The sequence below is a fragment of the Actinomadura rugatobispora genome, assembly GCF_055379765.1.
Window position 1 is genome coordinate 5998573 of sequence record NZ_AP029191.1, and the last position, 16164, is coordinate 6014736.

General features: G+C 70.0%; 17 protein-coding genes and 1 tRNA gene. 17 read left to right on the forward strand and 1 reads right to left on the reverse strand.

The window, feature by feature from the left end; all coding sequences use genetic code 11:
- Positions 1 to 30: 30 nt before the first annotated feature.
- Both ACZ466_RS26900 and ACZ466_RS26905 read left to right on the forward strand, forming a co-directional pair.
- Positions 31 to 543, forward strand: coding sequence for a SigE family RNA polymerase sigma factor (locus tag ACZ466_RS26900; protein WP_378289612.1), 513 nt, complete (start codon positions 31 to 33; stop codon positions 541 to 543).
- 3 nt (positions 544 to 546) lie between these two features.
- Positions 547 to 1299 carry a hypothetical protein gene (locus tag ACZ466_RS26905; protein WP_378289614.1) on the forward strand — a complete coding sequence of 251 codons (753 nt, stop codon included), beginning with the start codon at positions 547 to 549 and terminating at the stop codon, positions 1297 to 1299.
- Between the two features lie 139 nt (positions 1300 to 1438).
- Here the strand turns inward: ACZ466_RS26905 and ACZ466_RS26910 are convergent, their stop codons facing one another.
- The gene (locus ACZ466_RS26910; protein ID WP_378289616.1) at positions 1439 to 2650 is read right to left on the reverse strand and encodes a pyridoxal phosphate-dependent aminotransferase; all 1212 of its coding nucleotides are present in this window, start codon (positions 2648 to 2650) and stop codon (positions 1439 to 1441) included.
- Positions 2651 to 2899: 249 nt separating this feature from the next.
- Here ACZ466_RS26910 and ACZ466_RS26915 point away from each other — a divergent pair.
- From ACZ466_RS26915 to ACZ466_RS26985, 15 genes are all read left to right on the forward strand, one after another.
- Positions 2900 to 2972 (forward strand) — tRNA-Trp (locus ACZ466_RS26915).
- Between the two features lie 124 nt (positions 2973 to 3096).
- The gene (gene secE, locus ACZ466_RS26920; RefSeq protein WP_378289618.1) at positions 3097 to 3345 is read left to right on the forward strand and encodes a preprotein translocase subunit SecE; all 249 of its coding nucleotides are present in this window, start codon (positions 3097 to 3099) and stop codon (positions 3343 to 3345) included.
- 139 nt (positions 3346 to 3484) lie between these two features.
- Positions 3485 to 4351 carry a transcription termination/antitermination protein NusG gene (gene nusG, locus ACZ466_RS26925; RefSeq protein ID WP_378289620.1) on the forward strand — a complete coding sequence of 289 codons (867 nt, stop codon included), beginning with the start codon at positions 3485 to 3487 and terminating at the stop codon, positions 4349 to 4351.
- Between the two features lie 219 nt (positions 4352 to 4570).
- Positions 4571 to 4999: a 50S ribosomal protein L11 gene (gene rplK / locus ACZ466_RS26930; RefSeq protein ID WP_378289622.1), complete on the forward strand. Its 429-nt coding sequence runs from the start codon at positions 4571 to 4573 to the stop codon at positions 4997 to 4999.
- Positions 5000 to 5096: 97 nt separating this feature from the next.
- Positions 5097 to 5813 carry a 50S ribosomal protein L1 gene (gene rplA, locus ACZ466_RS26935; RefSeq protein WP_378289624.1) on the forward strand — a complete coding sequence of 239 codons (717 nt, stop codon included), beginning with the start codon at positions 5097 to 5099 and terminating at the stop codon, positions 5811 to 5813.
- Positions 5814 to 5978: 165 nt separating this feature from the next.
- Positions 5979 to 6881 (forward strand): hypothetical protein, encoded by a 903-nt coding sequence (locus tag ACZ466_RS26940; protein ID WP_378289626.1) that lies wholly within the window; start codon positions 5979 to 5981, stop codon positions 6879 to 6881.
- Positions 6882 to 7031: 150 nt separating this feature from the next.
- Positions 7032 to 7916: an SCO4651 family lipoprotein gene (locus tag ACZ466_RS26945; protein ID WP_378289628.1), complete on the forward strand. Its 885-nt coding sequence runs from the start codon at positions 7032 to 7034 to the stop codon at positions 7914 to 7916.
- A 370-nt stretch (positions 7917 to 8286) separates the two neighbouring features.
- Positions 8287 to 8901: a 50S ribosomal protein L10 gene (gene rplJ / locus ACZ466_RS26950; protein ID WP_378289630.1), complete on the forward strand. Its 615-nt coding sequence runs from the start codon at positions 8287 to 8289 to the stop codon at positions 8899 to 8901.
- A 75-nt stretch (positions 8902 to 8976) separates the two neighbouring features.
- Positions 8977 to 9363, forward strand: a complete 387-nt coding sequence (gene rplL / locus ACZ466_RS26955; protein ID WP_378289632.1) for a 50S ribosomal protein L7/L12 — start codon at positions 8977 to 8979, stop codon at positions 9361 to 9363.
- Between the two features lie 500 nt (positions 9364 to 9863).
- Positions 9864 to 10988, forward strand: coding sequence for an ABC transporter ATP-binding protein (locus ACZ466_RS26960; protein WP_464043981.1), 1125 nt, complete (start codon positions 9864 to 9866; stop codon positions 10986 to 10988).
- The gene (locus ACZ466_RS26965; RefSeq protein WP_464043982.1) at positions 10988 to 11836 is read left to right on the forward strand and encodes an MlaE family ABC transporter permease; all 849 of its coding nucleotides are present in this window, start codon (positions 10988 to 10990) and stop codon (positions 11834 to 11836) included. Before ACZ466_RS26960 ends, ACZ466_RS26965 begins: the two co-directional genes overlap by 1 nt.
- Positions 11836 to 12684 (forward strand): MlaE family ABC transporter permease, encoded by an 849-nt coding sequence (locus ACZ466_RS26970; RefSeq protein WP_378293060.1) that lies wholly within the window; start codon positions 11836 to 11838, stop codon positions 12682 to 12684. The genes ACZ466_RS26965 and ACZ466_RS26970 overlap by 1 nt, the downstream gene beginning before the upstream one ends.
- Positions 12685 to 12691: 7 nt before the next feature.
- A complete protein-coding gene (locus ACZ466_RS26975) occupies positions 12692 to 14014 on the forward strand; it encodes an MCE family protein (RefSeq protein ID WP_378293058.1) in 1323 nt (440 codons plus the stop codon).
- The gene (locus ACZ466_RS26980; protein WP_378293056.1) at positions 14011 to 15042 is read left to right on the forward strand and encodes an MCE family protein; all 1032 of its coding nucleotides are present in this window, start codon (positions 14011 to 14013) and stop codon (positions 15040 to 15042) included. The genes ACZ466_RS26975 and ACZ466_RS26980 overlap by 4 nt, the downstream gene beginning before the upstream one ends.
- Positions 15043 to 16101: an MCE family protein gene (locus ACZ466_RS26985; protein WP_378293054.1), complete on the forward strand. Its 1059-nt coding sequence runs from the start codon at positions 15043 to 15045 to the stop codon at positions 16099 to 16101. It abuts the gene before it with no gap.
- The last annotated feature ends 63 nt before the right edge of the window (positions 16102 to 16164 follow it).

Genomic DNA, 16164 nt, shown 5'->3' on the forward strand with positions numbered 1-16164 from the left:
AGCCGAAAGCTCACAGCCGGACGGAGCACAGTGGGGCGTCGAGACGACAAGTCGTTCGCCGAGTTCGTTACGGCACGTGGCACCGCCTTGTTGCGGACCGCCGCGTTGCTGTGCGGTGCCCACCAGGACGCCGAGGACATCCTGCAGACCGCCTTGGAGAAGGCGTACCGGCACTGGGGGAGGCTCGATCCCGAGTCCGACCCCGAGCCCTACGTCCGCCGGATCCTGGTCAACCTGGTGATCAGCCGGTCCCGGCGGTGGAAGGTGCTCCGTGAGATCAACATGGCCAGACCGCCCGAAATGCCGACGACATCGTCGGCGACCCACACGGTGGAGCTGCGCGGCACCCTCATGGAGGAGCTGCGCAAGCTGGGTCCGCGACAGCGGGCGGTACTGGTGCTGCGCTTCTGGGAGGACCTCTCCGAAGCGGAGACCGCGCGGGTGCTCGGCTGCTCGGTCGGCACCGTGAAGAGCCAGGCGTCCCGGGGACTCGCCAGACTCCGGGAGCGTCTCGACCGCAACCTGGCACCACTGGGGAGATGAGCGATGGATCTGGAGAGTGAACTGCGGCACGCCATGGCCGAACAGGTGGCCGAGGCGGCGGCTCCGCCCTCGCTCGTCGCCGATGTGCGCCGCCGCCACCGCCGCCGCGTCACCCGGATCCGGGTGACGGTGGGCGTGGCCGCGGCGGCGGTCGCCGTGGCGGCCGTGGCGCCGGGCTACCAGTCCTTTCGCGCCGAGACCGTCGGCTCGAAAGGAGAACCCGACAACAAAGGGGGCACGGTCGCCACGTCCCAGCCGGACCGCGCCCCCGCCCCGGCTCTTCCCGAGGCGTCGCCTTCGCCGGACGAGTCCGGCGCCGCCACCCCGAAGAAGCCCGCCGACCGGGACGGTGACGGGCCAGAGCGCAAGCCGTCCACCGGCGGCGGGGACGGAGCGGTCCGGCTACCGTCCTGGGTGACCTTCCTTCCATCCGGCCTCGCCGAGGACGCGCCCTGCGCCTCCAGGGCGGAGGGCAAGAACCGGGTGACCACGTGCCGGTGGGCCGGATCCGGCGGCTGGGCCGAGGTCAAGGTGGTGCGCGGTTCCGGGATGAGCGGGCCTGAGGACCTGATCACCGCGCCGTCGATGCCCAAGCCGTCCTCGGTACGGGGCATCAAGGCCCTCACCACCGAGCGGCCCGACTCCGGCCGCCAGATCGCGTGGCTGGAGCGTCCGGGCGTGGGCGTCGTCGTGGCGGCGGGCGGCGGTGCCGCACGCGACCAGCTGATGCGCATCGCCGAAGGCGTCCGCCCCTGAGACTGAGACGGCGACCGGCCCCTCACCGCGGTCACCGCTTTCCCGGCGGTTTTCCGGCCACGCCCGTATCCGGCGGGGGCGCCTCGCTCAGGCGCCCCCGCCGGCCGGTGTCACGCCCGCCCAGCGGCCCCGGTACGGGTCAGCTCGCCTCGGACAGCAGCTTGGCGACCCGGGAGACGCCCTCGACGAGGTCGTCGTCGCCCAGCGCGTACGAGAGACGGAAGTAACCCGGCGTACCGAACGCCTCACCCGGCACCAGCGCCACCTCCGCCTCCTCCAGGATCAGCGAGGCCAGCTCCACCGACGTCTGCGGCCGCTTCCCGCGGATCTCCTTGCCGAGCAGCGCCTTGACCGACGGGTAGACGTAGAACGCGCCCTCCGGCTCGGGGCACAGCACCCCGGGGATCTCGTTCAGCATCCGCACCATCGTCTGGCGGCGCCGGTCGAACGCCTTGCGCATCTCCGCCACCGCGTCCAGGTCGCCGGTCACCGCGGCCAGCGCGGCCGCCTGCGAGACGTTGGCCACGTTCGAGGTCGCGTGCGACTGCAGGTTCGCGGCCGCCTTCACCACGTCCTGCGGGCCGATCAGCCAGCCCACCCGCCAGCCGGTCATCGCGTAGGTCTTGGCGACGCCGTTCAGCACCAGCGTGCGGTCGGCCAGCTCCGGCACCACCACCGGCAGCGAGTGGAACTCGGCGCCGCCGTACACCAGGTGCTCGTAGATCTCGTCGGTGATCACCCACAGGCCGTGGCCGTCGGCCCAGCGGCCGATCGCCTCGATCTCCTCGCGGGTGTACACCGCGCCGGTCGGGTTGGACGGCGACACGAACAGCAGCACCTTGGTGCGGTCGGTGCGGGCCGCCTCCAGCTGCTCCACGCTCACCCGGTAGCCGGTGGTCTCGTCGGCCACCACGTCCACCGGGACGCCCCCGGCGAGCTTGATCGACTCGGGGTAGGTCGTCCAGTAGGGGGTCGGCACCAGGACCTCGTCACCCGGGTCCAGCAACGCCGCGAACGCCTCGTACACCGCCTGCTTGCCGCCGTTGGTCACCAGGACCTGCGACGCCTCCGCCGAGTAGCCGGAGTCGCGCAGGGTCTTCTCGGCGATGGCGGCGCGCAGCTCCGGCAGCCCACCGGCCGGGGTGTACTTGTGGAAACGCGGCACGCCGCAGGCGGCCACCGCGGCCTCCACGATGTAGTCCGGCGTCGGGAAGTCGGGCTCGCCCGCGCCGAAGCCGATGACCGGGCGGCCCGCAGCCTTCAGCGCCTTGGCCTTGGCGTCGACGGCCAGCGTGGCGGATTCGGAGATCGCGGCGATGCGCTTGGAGATGCGAGGTCGGTCGTTGCTCATGTCCCTATCGTTACAGACGCCGAGCGGTGCCTTCAGCCGTATTCCACCTGCTGGAGCCGGGGTCGGAGGGGCGGCGCGCCGGACGGCCGGCACGGGCTCGGGGCCAGGTCACCGGGGCGTTCTCGCGACGCGGGGCCCGTCTGGTTCGACGTGAGGGCCGTCGGCAACGTAGACTCACCGTCCTAGTGACGCACTCCGGTCATACGGCCATGTCCGCGAAAGGCCGTAAGCTGGTTCCGTCACCAGTGAAGGGCAGTGGCTCAATTGGCAGAGCTCCGGTCTCCAAAACCGGCGGTTGGGGGTTCGAGTCCCTCCTGCCCTGCGAGGTGCGGTGCGCGCACCCGTACCGGTTACGTCATGGCGCGCCGTCATGACAGGCGTCGGCGCGGGGACGCGCGGCAACCACTGGGTGGTTGGACACGACCTATGAGGTGAACGGCGGCACAATGGCGACTGAGACGCGCGGCGAGGCCGCGGCCAAGGACGAAGGCAAGGGGAAGCCCTCGCGCAAGCGGACCTCTCCGCTTCTCTTCGTGCGCCAGGTGATCGCCGAGCTTCGCAAGGTCATCTGGCCCACCCGGCGTGAGCTCATCACCTACACGACGGTCTCCCTGGTGTTCGTGCTGATCATGGTGGGGATCGTCTCGGGCCTCGACTGGGCCCTGCTGAAGGGCGTCTACTGGCTCTTCGGCTGAGCCGTCCCGGCCGGTGATCCCGGCGCCGGGAAACCCCCGGGGCGCGACCGCCCCGCCGGTGCCCCGGCCCGCACCACCATGGGCGGCCGCCCGCCGCCGTAAAGATCGTCATCGCATCCGTTCGAGAGAAAGAGTCACCGTGTCCGAGCCCTCACAGCCATACGACGAGGCCGTCGACGAGGCCCGGTCCGCTGCGGCTGCCGCCGACGCCGACGGGCAGGCGGACGAGGTCACCGGCGCCGCCGGCCCGGCCGACACGGAGCTCTCCGACACTGAGATCGCCGACACGGAGATCGCCGACACCGACGCCCCGGCCGCCGAGCCGGGCGAGGCGGCGCTCGACGACACGGCCGGCGCGGAGGGCGCCGAAGCGGCCGACGAGGAGGCCGAGGAGGCCCCCGCCGCGCCCGCGGCCGACCCGTACGCCGAGTTCAAGATGCAGCTGCGGCTGCAGCCGGGCGACTGGTACGTCGTCCACTCCTACGCGGGGTACGAGAACCGGGTCAAGACCAACATCGAGACCCGGACCCAGACCCTGAACATGGAGGACTACATCTTCCAGATCGAGGTCCCCCAGCACGAGGTGACCGAGATCAAGGGCGGCAAGCGGCAGAAGGTCAACGAGAAGGTCCTGCCCGGCTACATCCTGGTCCGGATGGAGCTGACCGACGAGTCGTGGGCCGCGGTCCGCAACACGCCGGGCGTCACCGGGTTCGTCGGCCTCCTCAACAACAAGCCGTCGCCGCTGAGCCTGGACGAGGTCGCCAACCTGCTGGCCCCCGAGCCGGAGGAGCAGGTCAAGACCAAGGAGCAGGCCAAGAGCAGCACGCCCGCCGTCGACTTCGAGGTCGGCGAGTCGGTCACCGTCATGGACGGCCCGTTCGCCACCCTCCCCGCCACGGTCAACGAGATCAACGCCGAGCAGCAGAAACTGAAAGTGTTGGTGTCGATCTTCGGCCGCGAAACGCCGGTCGAGCTTTCGTTCAACCAGGTCTCGAAGATCTGAGCGAGCCCGTTCGGATCAGCGCGTACCCTGGGTGTGTCTCCCTGCGCAAGCGGGGGTGAGCCGGTTCTGGTCTCGATCTTTGGGCGCGAAAGGCCGGTATCCCTGCGCGAGCGGGGGCATGAGTTTCCAGTGATCCCTACACGGTGGACGAGTCCCGCCGCCGTGTTGCCCGCGAAGCGGGAGTCGGGGTCAACATCAAACGGGACGTAGGGGTGCCATATGCCTCCCAAGAAGAAGATCAGCGCCGTCGTCAAGGTCCAGCTGCAGGCCGGCCAGGCGACCCCGGCGCCGCCGGTCGGTACCGCGCTCGGTCCGCACGGCGTCAACATCATGGACTTCTGCAAGCAGTACAACGCTGCCACGGAGGCCCAGCGCGGCAACGTCATCCCCGTAGAGATCACCATCTACGAGGACCGGTCGTTCTCCTTCATCACCAAGACGCCGCCGGCCGCGCAGCTCATCCTGAAGGCCGCCGGGGTGGACAAGGGCAGCGGCGAGCCGCACAAGACCAAGGTGGGCTCGGTCACCCGCGACCAGATCCGCGAGATCGCCACCACCAAGATGCCCGACCTCAACGCCAAGGACCTGGACGCCGCCGAGAAGATCGTCGCCGGCACCGCCCGTTCCATGGGCATCGAGGTCAAGTAACTCGAGCGGTTCGAGCAGTTCGAGTAACACCCGCAGGTATCCGTGGGAGGGCCGGCGCGGCCCGTACCACGAACTCCCGTCACATCGAGGAGCAGTCATGAAGCGCAGCAAGGGCTACCGCAACGCGTCCGAGCAGATCGACCGGGAGCGGTTCTACAGCCCGGCCGAGGCGATGAAGCTGGCCAAGCAGACCTCGGTCAGCAAGTTCGACGCGACCGTCGAGGTCGCGCTGCGGCTGGGCGTCGACCCGCGCAAGGCCGACCAGATGGTCCGCGGCACCGTCAACCTGCCGAACGGCACCGGCAAGACCGCCCGGGTGCTGGTGTTCGCCGGCGGCGCGAAGGCGGAGGAGGCCCGTGAGGCCGGGGCCGACCTGGTCGGCTCGGACGACATGATCGAGAAGATCCAGGGCGGCTTCCTGGACTTCGACGCGGTCGTGGCGACCCCGGACCAGATGGGCAAGGTCGGCCGGCTGGGCCGGGTGCTGGGCCCGCGCGGCCTGATGCCCAACCCCAAGACCGGCACCGTGACCATGGACGTGGCCAAGGCGGTCTCCGACATCAAGGGCGGGAAGATCGAGTTCCGGGTGGACCGGCACGCGAACCTGCACTTCATCGTCGGGAAGGCCTCCTTCAGCGAGCGTCAGCTGGTGGAGAACTACGCCGCCGCGATCGAGGAGGTCCAGCGGCTCAAGCCGTCGGCCGCCAAGGGCCGGTACGTGAAGAAGGCCGTGGTGACGACGTCGATGGGGCCGAGCATCCCGGTCGACCCGAACGCGGTCCGCAACCTGACCGCCGAGCTCGACGAGGTCTGATCGCGCCGATCCGGTCGGCGCGGTCCGATCGGCGCGGTTGTGAGGGGCGCCCCTGCGGGGGCGCCCCTTTTTTCGTGCCCGCGTGCGTAGTGCAAACGGGGCGAATGGTGTTGAATCAGCCTTCTTTCGTCCGTGCCGTGCCGCATGTTCGAGGCTGGAGGACCGGTGGAGCGTCGTACGGATCGGACCGTGGCGGTGTCCGCCGTCGCCGTCGTGGGGGTCGTCTTCGCGGCGGTCGTGGCGGTCCGCGCGGTCGCGGGCGGGGCCGGGGACTCGGGGACGATGCCGTCGGCCACGGCGGTGGCGCAGCGCGACCGTGTCGCGCAGGCGGACGCGTCGCCCGACGCGCCGCCCTCGCCCGCGGGCTCGTCGACCGCCGCCCCCGGCCGGACGGGGAGCGGCGGCGGGACGGCTCGTGGAAGCGGCGGTGACGGGAACGGCGGCGGCCAGGGTTCCGGGAGTGGATCCGCCGCGGCGCTGCCGTCCACCCCGCCGCCCGGCGCTCCGGCGATCGACTCGTACGTCCGGGTGACCGAGGTGAGGCTGTCGGGCGCGTCCAACGGCGACTACGAGCACCAGCGGGAGACCGCGACGTTCACGCTGGCGCCGCGGTTCGCGCTGGAGGCGACGGGCGTGCGCAAGAGCATGAAGGACGGGCGGCTCACCACGGTCACCCAGAAGGTGATCGTGAAGGGCGACGTCCTGTACGGGTACGACGGCCAGGCATGGTCGCAGTCGACGCTGACCCCGGCGCAGCTCACCAGGCTGCGCACCGGGTCCGATCCGCGGCAGTTCACCTACCTGCTGCGTGAGCTGCCGGGTATGACGCGGACCGGTCCGGACGCCGGCGGCGTGACGCGCTATCTGGCCAGGGCGGTGCTGGACGACCTGTACGTGCTGCTGCCGCGGGAGGTGGCCGCGCACCTGCGCACACTGATGCCGGCGGGTACCGGGGTCGCGCTGGACCTGCGGGCCGACCGGGCGGACCGGCCGTCCCGGATCGGGGTGAACGCCTCGGTGCCGGGGGCGAGGTTCACCGGGTCGATGGGCTTCCAGTCGTACGGCTAGCCGCGTGCAAACCCCTGAAATCAGGGCATCCCGGGGGTACGCCGCGAGTCGTACGGCCGTTCGTCCCATTCGTACCTCCGGGGGATGTGGCCCGAGGCGCGCCGCATGAGACTGGAACCCATCAGCAGGCGAAAGGGAGGCACCATCCTCATGAAGCGTCGACTCGTCGTGGCCGCGGGGGGCACCGCCATGGGCGCCGCGCTGCTCGTGTCGGGGTGCGGGGGCTCCGGCTCCGAGGTCGCGACCGGCACCATGAAGCTCACCGCCGCCGAGGCGCTGATCAAGACGTCGGAGAAGACGGGGCAGGCCGACACGTTCAAGGCCGACCTGACCGTGACCGACTCCGGGAACGGCGGCGGCCAGGTCAAGGCGACCGGGCAGTTCAAGCTCGCCCCCGAGCTGACGTTCAGCGCGCGGCTGAACGAGGTCAGCCAGGGCGGGCAGGCGGTCCCGGGCGCCAAGGGTCAGGCCGTCTTCACCGGGGACGTGCTGTACGCGAAGGTCCCGCAGTTCGCGCAGTTCGTCAGCGGCGGCAAGCCGTGGGTGAAGGTGGACGTCAACCAGGCCGGGCGGCAGTTCGGCGTGGACGTCAAGGGGCTGGTCGACCAGGTGAGCAAGGTGAACCCGGCCGAGCAGACCAAGATGTTCACCGGGTCCAAGGACGCGCGCCGCGTCGGGACCGAGACGGTCGACGGCGTCGAGACCACCCGCTACACCGGCACGGTGACCGTCCAGGACGCGCTGAACCGGCTGGACCCGCAGGCGCGCGAGAACGTCCGCAAGTGGTTCCCGCAGGGCGCGACCGGCGAGCGGATCAGCTTCGACCTGTGGGTCGGCAAGGACCAGTTGCCGCGCAAGCTGTCGTCCAAGGGCGCCGGGAGCGGTGACCGGAACGGCACGGTGACGGTCGTCTACAGCGACTACGGCAAGTCGTTCAGCGTGAACCCGCCGCCCGCCGACCAGGTGGGCGAGCTTTCGCTGAGCGGTCTGCTGGGCGGAGGCGGCCCGGCTCCCGCCCCGACCCCCCGTACCTGACGCGAGCGGGAGAAGTCCGCGGGAACCGCCGTGCGCGCGGTGCCCGCGGGTTTCTTCGTCCGGTGAGTCGTCCGGTGAATCGATTTGGCGCCGAGCGAGGCGACCACGTACTCTGTTCTCTGCCGAAGACCGCCGGTCGCCGCCCGTGAGGGCGGCCGAAGGACCCGAAGAGATTCGGGCGGCCCGCGTAGGTGAGACGAGAGCTTCCGTACGACCTCCGCTGTCGAGCGTCGTGCCTCCGCCCCGTGCGCCTGCGCCGGGGCGTTCGCCTTTTTCCGGGCATTCGCCCTGGCGGCTTCCCACCAGGGATCGGCGCCCGCCCTCACCGGCGGACGCGGATCCGACCACCCAGGTAATCGGAAGGAGGCCCATGGCAAAGGCCGAGAAGGCTGCGGCGATCGCCGATCTCAAGAACGAGTTCGAGAGCTCGAGCGGCGCCGTGCTGACCGAGTACCGCGGGCTCACGGTGGCGCAGCTGAAGAAGCTGCGCACCGACCTCGGCGAGAACGCGAGGTTCGCCGTGGTGAAGAACACGCTGACCAAGATCGCCGCGTCCGACGCGGGCGTCGACGAGCAGTTCCGTGAGCTGCTGGAGGGCCCGTCCGCGATCGCCTTCGTCAAGGGCGACGTGGTCGAGGCCGCCAAGGGGCTGCGTGACTTCGCCAAGGACAACCCGCTCCTGGTGATCAAGGGCGGTTTCGTCGACGGTCAGTCGATGGACGCCGCCGAGATCAGCAAGCTGGCGGACCTCGAGTCCCGCGAGGTGCTGCTGGCCAAGCTGGCCGGTGCGATGAAGGGCTCCCTGGCCAACGCGGCCGCGCTCTTCAACGCGCTGCCGACCCAGGCCGCCCAGCTCGCCGAGGCCCTGCGGGCCAAGCGCGAGGAGGCCGGGGAGACGGCCGAGGCTCCGGCCGAGGCGCCCGCGCCCGACGCCGACGCGTCCGAAGCGTCCGACGACTCGTCCGGCGAGGCGTCCGCCGAGTAGTCCCGGTCCGGTACGGACCCGGGACCCGCGGTTCCAGTTAGACCCCAGACACAAGCCATAGCGGAGGAACACATCATGGCGAAGCTCAGCACCGACGACCTGCTCGACGCCTTCAAGGAGATGACCCTCCTCGAGCTCTCCGACTTCGTGAAGCAGTTCGAGGAGGTCTTCGACGTCAAGGCCGCCGCCCCGGTCGCCGCCGTCGCCGCCGTTCCGGGTGGCGCGGCCCCCGCCGAGGAGGCCGCGGTCCAGGACGAGTTCGACGTCATCCTCGAGGGTGCCGGCGACAAGAAGATCCAGGTCATCAAGGAGGTGCGCGCCCTCACCAGCCTCGGCCTGAAGGAGGCCAAGGACCTGGTCGACAGCGCGCCCAAGCCGCTGCTGGAGAAGGTCAACAAGGAGGCCGCCGACAAGGCCAAGGAGGCCCTGGAGAAGGCCGGCGCTTCGGTGACCGTCAAGTAAGACCGAGCAGTACCCTGCGGGCGCGGCCGTGCCCGCGTGGAGGCGGTCGTCTCACTTCGGTGAGGCGGCCGCCTTCCGGCGTTCTGGGGGAGCCCTGGGGGCCAGTGGATTTGTCCGCGGGTGATAAACCTCGGCGGCAGATCGGGCATGGGAGCCAGTTGTGCGGTGCCCGGGCCGCGCGTAGCGTCCCACTTCGGACGGCGCCCCAGGGGTCCGTCCAGTCACGGCAGTGGCTCCAGCCCCGGCTTGAGGTGCGGGTTCGCTCGCAGTAGTGTCGCGGACGTCGTAAGTAACGATTGTCTTACACCGTCGCGTTTTCACCGCTGATCCGAGCTTCCGCCCCTTCCAATTCCGAGATGGGCCGCTACGGTAGTGGCACCCGTCACGGCTACCCGGCGGTAGCAACGGGACGGGCACCCGACGTGACGGTGTGACAGTACGGCCTGAGCAACTACTCGCTCATTGGTTCCGGAACCCCCGGCCTGGACGAAAGGTGACGAGTGGGCGTCGAGATCAGGGTCGAAGGGCTGACCAAGTCGTTCGGCCGCCAGACCATCTGGCAGGACGTGTCGCTAACGCTTCCCGCGGGAGAGATCAGTGTTCTCCTGGGCCCCTCCGGCACGGGCAAGTCGGTCTTCCTCAAATCCCTCGTCGGGCTGCTGAAGCCGGACCGCGGCCACATCTGGGTCGGCGACCGGGACCTGCCGCACCTGCCCGAGGCGCAGCTGTACGACACCCGGAAGCTGTTCGGGGTGCTGTTCCAGGACGGCGCGCTGTTCGGCTCGATGAACCTCTACGACAACATCGCCTTCCCGCTGCGCGAGCACACCAAGAAGTCCGAGGGTGAGATCAAGCGCATCGTCATGGAGAAGATGGAGATGGTCGGTCTCCTCGGCGCCGAGAAGAAGCTTCCCGGCGAGATCTCCGGCGGTATGAAGAAGCGGGCCGGGCTGGCCCGCGCGCTGGTCCTGGACCCCGAGATCCTGCTGGTGGACGAGCCCGACTCCGGTCTGGACCCGGTCCGCACGGCCTACCTCAACCAGCTGATCGTCGACCTGAACTCGCAGATCAACGCGACATTCCTCATCGTCACGCACGACATCAACACCGCGCGCACCGTTCCGGACAACATCGGGCTGCTGTTCCGCCGCGAGCTGGTCATGTTCGGCCCGCGGGAAATGCTGCTGTCCAGCGAGGAGCCGGTGGTGCGGCAGTTCCTCAACGCCCGCAAGGTCGGCCCGATCGGCATGTCGGAGGAGAAGGACGTCTCCGAGCTGGAGGCCGAGGCCAAGATGGGCCACGACCCGGGCAAGCTGCCGCCGATCCCGCCGCAGCTGATGCCGTCCGACGGGCGGGTCCGGCCGACGCAGCACGCGCCCGGCGCCTGGTGCGCGGCGCACGGCGTGGTCCCGCCGCCCGGGTCGTTCATCGACGACCTGGGCCGCAACTGGGTCGAGGAGTGGCCGCGGTACGTGTCCGCGATGACCCCGGTGGGAGGCGCCGAGGCGTCCGGCGCGACGACTCCTGACAGGCCGGTTCCGGGCGGGCCGCTGCCCGGCGGGCAGGGGCAGGGCGGCTACCAGCAGGCCGGCGGGGGCTGGCCGGGGGCGGGTGCGGGGCCCTGATGTCCTTCCCTGGTATCGGCGCGGGCCGGTGGGAGGGCAAGGACGAATCAGGATCCTCGGCGTTCCGCAGGTTCTCCGACGGGGCGGCCAATGTGGCCGTCCGGGAGCCGGGCCGGTTCTTCGCGCTGTGCCTGGACACCTTCCGGGCGATGTTCGTCTGGCCGTTCCAGTGGCGCGAGTTCATCCAGCAGGCCTGGTTCATCGTGAGCGTCACGGTGGTGCCCACGATGCTGGTCGCCATCCCGTTCGGCGGGATCCTGTCGCTGCAGGTCGGCGGGCTGATCCGGCAGCTGGGCGCGCAGTCGTTCACCGGTGCCACCGCGGTGGTGGCGATCGTCCGCGAGGCCAGCCCGCTGGTGACCTCGCTGCTGGTGGCGGGCGCGGCCGGGTCGGCGATGTGCGCCGACATCGGCTCCCGCAAGATCCGCGAGGAGATCGACGCCATGGAGGTGCTGGGCATCAACCCCCTGCACCGCCTGGTGGTGCCGCGCATGCTCGCGTGCGCGTTCGTGGCGCTGTTCCTGAACGGCCTGGTGTCGGTGGTCGGCCTGATGGGCGGCTACTTCTTCAACGTGATGCTGCAGGACGGCACCCCCGGCGCCTACCTGGCCTCGTTCAACGCGATCGCCCAGCTGCCCGACCTGCTGCAGGCCGAGTTCAAGGCGTTCGTCTTCGGCATCACGGCCGGGCTGGTCGCGGCCTACAAGGGGTTGAACGCCAAGGGCGGGCCCAAGGGCGTGGGTGACGCGGTCAACCAGACCGTGGTCATCACGTTCATGCTGCTGTTCCTGGAGAACTTCCTGATCTCCACCCTGTACTTCCAGTTCGTCCCCCAGAAGGGCATGTGATGGCGGCTCCCGGAAAGTCGGGGAAGACCGCCGTCAAGGTGGTGAACGCCCCGCTGCAGCGGCTGGAGGACTTCGGCCACCAGCTGTCGTTCTACGCCCGCGCCTTCGCCTGGATCTTCCGGGTGCTGCGCCGCTACCGGACCGAGGTGCTGCGGCTGCTGGCCGAGGTCAGCCTGGGCACCGGCGGGCTGGCGGTGATCGGCGGCAGCGTCGTGATCGTCGGCTTCATGACCTTCTTCACCGGCAGCCAGGTCGGCCTGCAGGGCTACAACTCGCTGAACCAGATCGGCACGGCCGCGTTCACCGGGTTCGTGGCGTCCTACTTCAACACCCGCGAGATCGCCCCGCTGGTGTCGGCGCTGGCGCTGTCGGCCACGGTCGGCTGCGGGTTCACCGCGCAGCTCGGCGCGATGCGGATCTCCGACGAGATCGACGCGCTGGAGGTCATGGCCGTCCCGTCGATGCCGTTCCTGGTCACCACCCGGATGATCGCCGGGATGATCGCGGTGATCCCGCTGTACATCGTGGGCCTGCTGGCCTCCTACGGCGCGACCCGGCTGATCGTGACGATCTTCTACGAGCAGTCGACCGGCACCTACGACCACTATTTCAAGCTGTTCCTACCGCCGTACGACATCCTCTGGTCGTTCGGCAAAGTGATCATCTTCTCGATCCTCGTCATGCTCATCCACTGCTACTACGGCTACCACGCCAGCGGCGGCCCGGCGGGCGTCGGCGTGGCGGTGGGCCGCGCGGTGCGCACCAGCATCGTGGTCATCAACGTGGTCGACCTGATGCTCGGCATGGCGATCTGGGGAGCCACCACGACCGTACGGATTGCGGGGTGAGGCGGCGATGACGCGAAGTGCCCGCCACCGCCTGCTCGGGCTGTCCATGGTGATCGTCATCGCGCTGCTGCTGGCGCTGACGGTCGCGCTGTTCAACAAGGCGCTCACCCCCGTGACGAAGGTGTCGGTGCGGGCCGACCGGGCCGGGCTGCAGCTGCTGCCGCGCTCGGACGTCAAGGTGCGCGGCCTGATCGTGGGGGAGGTCCGGGGCACCCGGGCGACCGCCGACGGCGCCGTCATCGACCTGGCCCTGGACCCCGACAAGGCCGGCCTGATCCCCGGCAACGTGCAGGCCCGCCTGCTGCCCAAGACGCTGTTCGGCGAGAAGTACGTCGACCTGGAGATCCCGGCGCAGGCCGGGCCGCTGGGGCTGCGCGAGGGCCAGGTCGTCCAGCAGAACCGGTCGCAGGCCGCGGTCGAGATCGACCGGGTGCTCAACAACCTGCTGCCGCTGCTGCAGGCCGTCCGCCCGGACAAGCTGAACGCCACGCTGAACGCGATCGCGACCGCGCTGCAGGGCCGCGGCGACCAGATCGGCCGCAACCTGGAGCAGGCCGACGCGCTGCTGAAGAAGATCAACCCCGAGCTCGGCACGCTGGTGTACGACCTGCGCGCGCTGTCGGACGTCTCCGACATCTACACCGCCGCCGCCCCCGACCTGCTGAACACGCTGCGCAACCTCAACGTGACGAGCAAGACGGTCACCGACAAGCGGACGACGCTGGAGGACCAGGTCATCCCGATGGTGACCGGGGTGAGCGGCAAGGGCGAGCAGTTCGTCCGCGACAACGCCCCGAAGATCATCGGGGTGAACGTGGCGAACCGGGCCGGGCTGGCGGTGGTCGCCCGCTACTCGCCGTCGTTCCCCTGCGTGCTGGACGGCATGATGGCGCTCAAGCCGCGGGCCGAGGAGGCCGGCGGCGGCAAGACGCCGACGTTCAACCTCACGGTCGAGATCGTCAAGCCGCGCCCGGCGTACAAGTACCCGCTCGACCTGCCCGAGCTGAAGGACCAGCGCGGGCCGCGCTGCTACAACCTGCCCGATCCGAAGGTGCCGTGGCCCGACTGGATGGCGCTGGACGGCACGCAGGACGACCTGTGGTGGCAGAACCCGCACGACCCCGACGACCAGAACCCGCACGGCGCCGCCGGCGGCCGCGGCCGGGCGGCGTCGGGCGTGTTCGTCGACCCCGGACCCGGCATGAGCGAGCGAGACAAGATCAAGAACGTGGTGGGCCCGATGACCAGGACCCCCGCCGCCGAGGTGTCGGACGTGGCCCAGCTGCTGTTCGGGCCGCTGCTGGAGGGATCGGTGGTGAACGTCCAGTGAAGACCACCAGCGCGGCGATCAAGCTGCTGATCTTCGTGGTGGCGACCTCGCTGGCCACGGGCGTGCTGGCGATGACGATCTCCAACATGCGGTTCGCCGACACCCGCTCCTACAGCGCGGTCTTCACCGACGTGGCGGGGCTGCTGGAGCAGGACGACGTCCGGGTGGCCGGCGTCCGGGTCGGCCAGGTGGAGAAGATCCGGCTGGCCTCCGGCAACCGGGCCCGGGTGACCTTCAGCCTGAACAGGGAGGGCGTCTTCCAGGCCGGGCTGCCCGCCTCCACGCAGGTCAACGTCCGCTACCGGAACCTCATGGGCCAGCGCTACCTGGCGCTGACCGAGGGGCCCGGGGCCGCCAACGACTACCTGCGGCCCGGCGGCACCATCCCGCTCGCCCAGACCCGGCCGGCGCTCGACCTGACCGCGCTGTTCAACGGGTTCCGCCCGCTGTTCGTCGCGCTGGAGCCCGGCGAGGTCAACAAGCTGGCGTTCCAGATCGTCCAGACGCTGCAGGGCGAGGCCGGGACGGTCAACAGCCTGCTGGCGCACGTGGCGTCGCTGACCAACACCCTGGCCAACCGCGACCAGGTCATCGGCCAGGTCATCACCAACCTGAACAGCGTGCTGGGCACCATCGACGAACGGCACGGCCAGGTCAATCGGATGATCACCGATCTGCGCGGGTTCGTCAGCGGGGTCGCGGGCGACCGGGAGGCGATCTTCCAGTCGGTGGAGGCGATCAACCGGCTCACCGGCACCACCGCGGACCTGCTCAACGACTCCCGGCCCGCGATCAAGAACGACATCGCCGGGCTGCGGAAGCTGACCGCCACGCTGAGCGAGAACGACGACGACATCGACAAGGCGCTGCGCGGCGCTCCGAAGCGGATGGAGGGGCTGGTCAACATCTCCTCCTACGGGTCCTGGTTCAACATGTACATCTGCGGCATGGACGCCCGCGTGCGCCTGCCCGGTGGCCCCGTCTACCAGACCCCGACGATCGTGAACGAGAACGCGAGGTGCAAGTAGATGAGGGCGCCCTTCCGGGAGCGCAACCCGGTCCCCATCGGCCTCGCCGCGTTCGCCGTCATCGCCGTCGCGCTGCTGGTCGCGATGAACCTGCAGAGCATCCCGTTCCTGGCCGGCGGGCGCGAGTACAGCGCCGCGTTCGCCGAGGCCGCCGGGCTGAAGGCCGACGAGGAGGTGCGCGTCGCCGGGGTCAAGGTCGGCCAGGTCACCGGGCTGGAGCTGGAGGGCTCCCACGTGAAGGTGACCTTCCGGGTGAACGACGACGTGCGGCTGGGCGACACCACCCGCGCCGAGATCAAGATCAAGACGGTGCTGGGCGCGCACTACGTCGCGCTGGACCCGCGCGGCAAGGGACGGCTGAACAGGCAGATCCCGGTCGAGCGGACCGCGGTGCCGTTCGAGGTCGTCCCGGCGATCAGCGAGCTGACGCAGCGGGTCAACCAGATCGACCACAAGCAGGTGGCGCAGTCGTTCGACGTGCTGGCCGACACCTTCCGCAACTCCCCGGACGAGATCAGGGCGTCGCTGCAGGGGCTGCGCCGGCTCTCCAACACCATCGCCTCGCGCGACGAGCAGCTGCACGAGCTGGCCGGACGGGCGAAGAACGTCTCGGAGCTGCTGGCCGACCGCAACCAGGACTTCGCCAGGCTGATCGAGGACGGCGACAAGATCCTGCAGTCGGTGCGGGCCCGCCGCCAGGTGATCCACCAGCTGCTGGTCAACACGGTGGTGTTCTCCCAGCAGGTGAACGCGCTGATCAAGGAGAACGAGGCGCAGCTTCGCCCGATGCTGAACAACCTGGAGAAGGTCAACGCGGTGCTGCTGAAGAACCAGCAGAACCTGGACCGGCTGATCCAGCTGTTCGCGCCGTTCACCCGGCAGTTCACCGACGTCACCGGATCCGGGCGGTGGTTCGACAGCTACATCCAGAACCTGATCCCGATCCCCGCCTCGATCCAGAACCCGCCCGCGCAGGGCGGCCAGACCCAGCAGCGGCAGGGCGGCCAACCCAGGCAGCCGGGCAACGGCAACGGCAACCCGCTCCCCTTCCTCCCGTAAGCGAGCAGGCAGGTCAACGTGCGCAGTGTTAGTTCCGTCCCCCTGACGGGGGCCCGCCCCCGC

Coding starts and splice junctions, on each gene's coding strand:
- ACZ466_RS26905 (WP_378289614.1), top strand. CDS start 547: ATGGATCTGGAGAGTGAACTGCGGCACGCCATGGCCGAACAGGTGGCC.
- rplA (WP_378289624.1), top strand. CDS start 5,097: ATGAAGCGCAGCAAGGGCTACCGCAACGCGTCCGAGCAGATCGACCGG.
- rplK (WP_378289622.1), top strand. CDS start 4,571: ATGCCTCCCAAGAAGAAGATCAGCGCCGTCGTCAAGGTCCAGCTGCAG.
- ACZ466_RS26975 (WP_378293058.1), top strand. CDS start 12,692: ATGACGCGAAGTGCCCGCCACCGCCTGCTCGGGCTGTCCATGGTGATC.
- rplL (WP_378289632.1), top strand. CDS start 8,977: ATGGCGAAGCTCAGCACCGACGACCTGCTCGACGCCTTCAAGGAGATG.
- rplJ (WP_378289630.1), top strand. CDS start 8,287: ATGGCAAAGGCCGAGAAGGCTGCGGCGATCGCCGATCTCAAGAACGAG.
- ACZ466_RS26910 (WP_378289616.1), bottom strand. CDS start 2,650: ATGAGCAACGACCGACCTCGCATCTCCAAGCGCATCGCCGCGATCTCC.
- ACZ466_RS26965 (WP_464043982.1), top strand. CDS start 10,988: ATGTCCTTCCCTGGTATCGGCGCGGGCCGGTGGGAGGGCAAGGACGAA.
- secE (WP_378289618.1), top strand. CDS start 3,097: ATGGCGACTGAGACGCGCGGCGAGGCCGCGGCCAAGGACGAAGGCAAG.
- ACZ466_RS26985 (WP_378293054.1), top strand. CDS start 15,043: ATGAGGGCGCCCTTCCGGGAGCGCAACCCGGTCCCCATCGGCCTCGCC.
- ACZ466_RS26945 (WP_378289628.1), top strand. CDS start 7,032: ATGAAGCGTCGACTCGTCGTGGCCGCGGGGGGCACCGCCATGGGCGCC.
- ACZ466_RS26970 (WP_378293060.1), top strand. CDS start 11,836: ATGGCGGCTCCCGGAAAGTCGGGGAAGACCGCCGTCAAGGTGGTGAAC.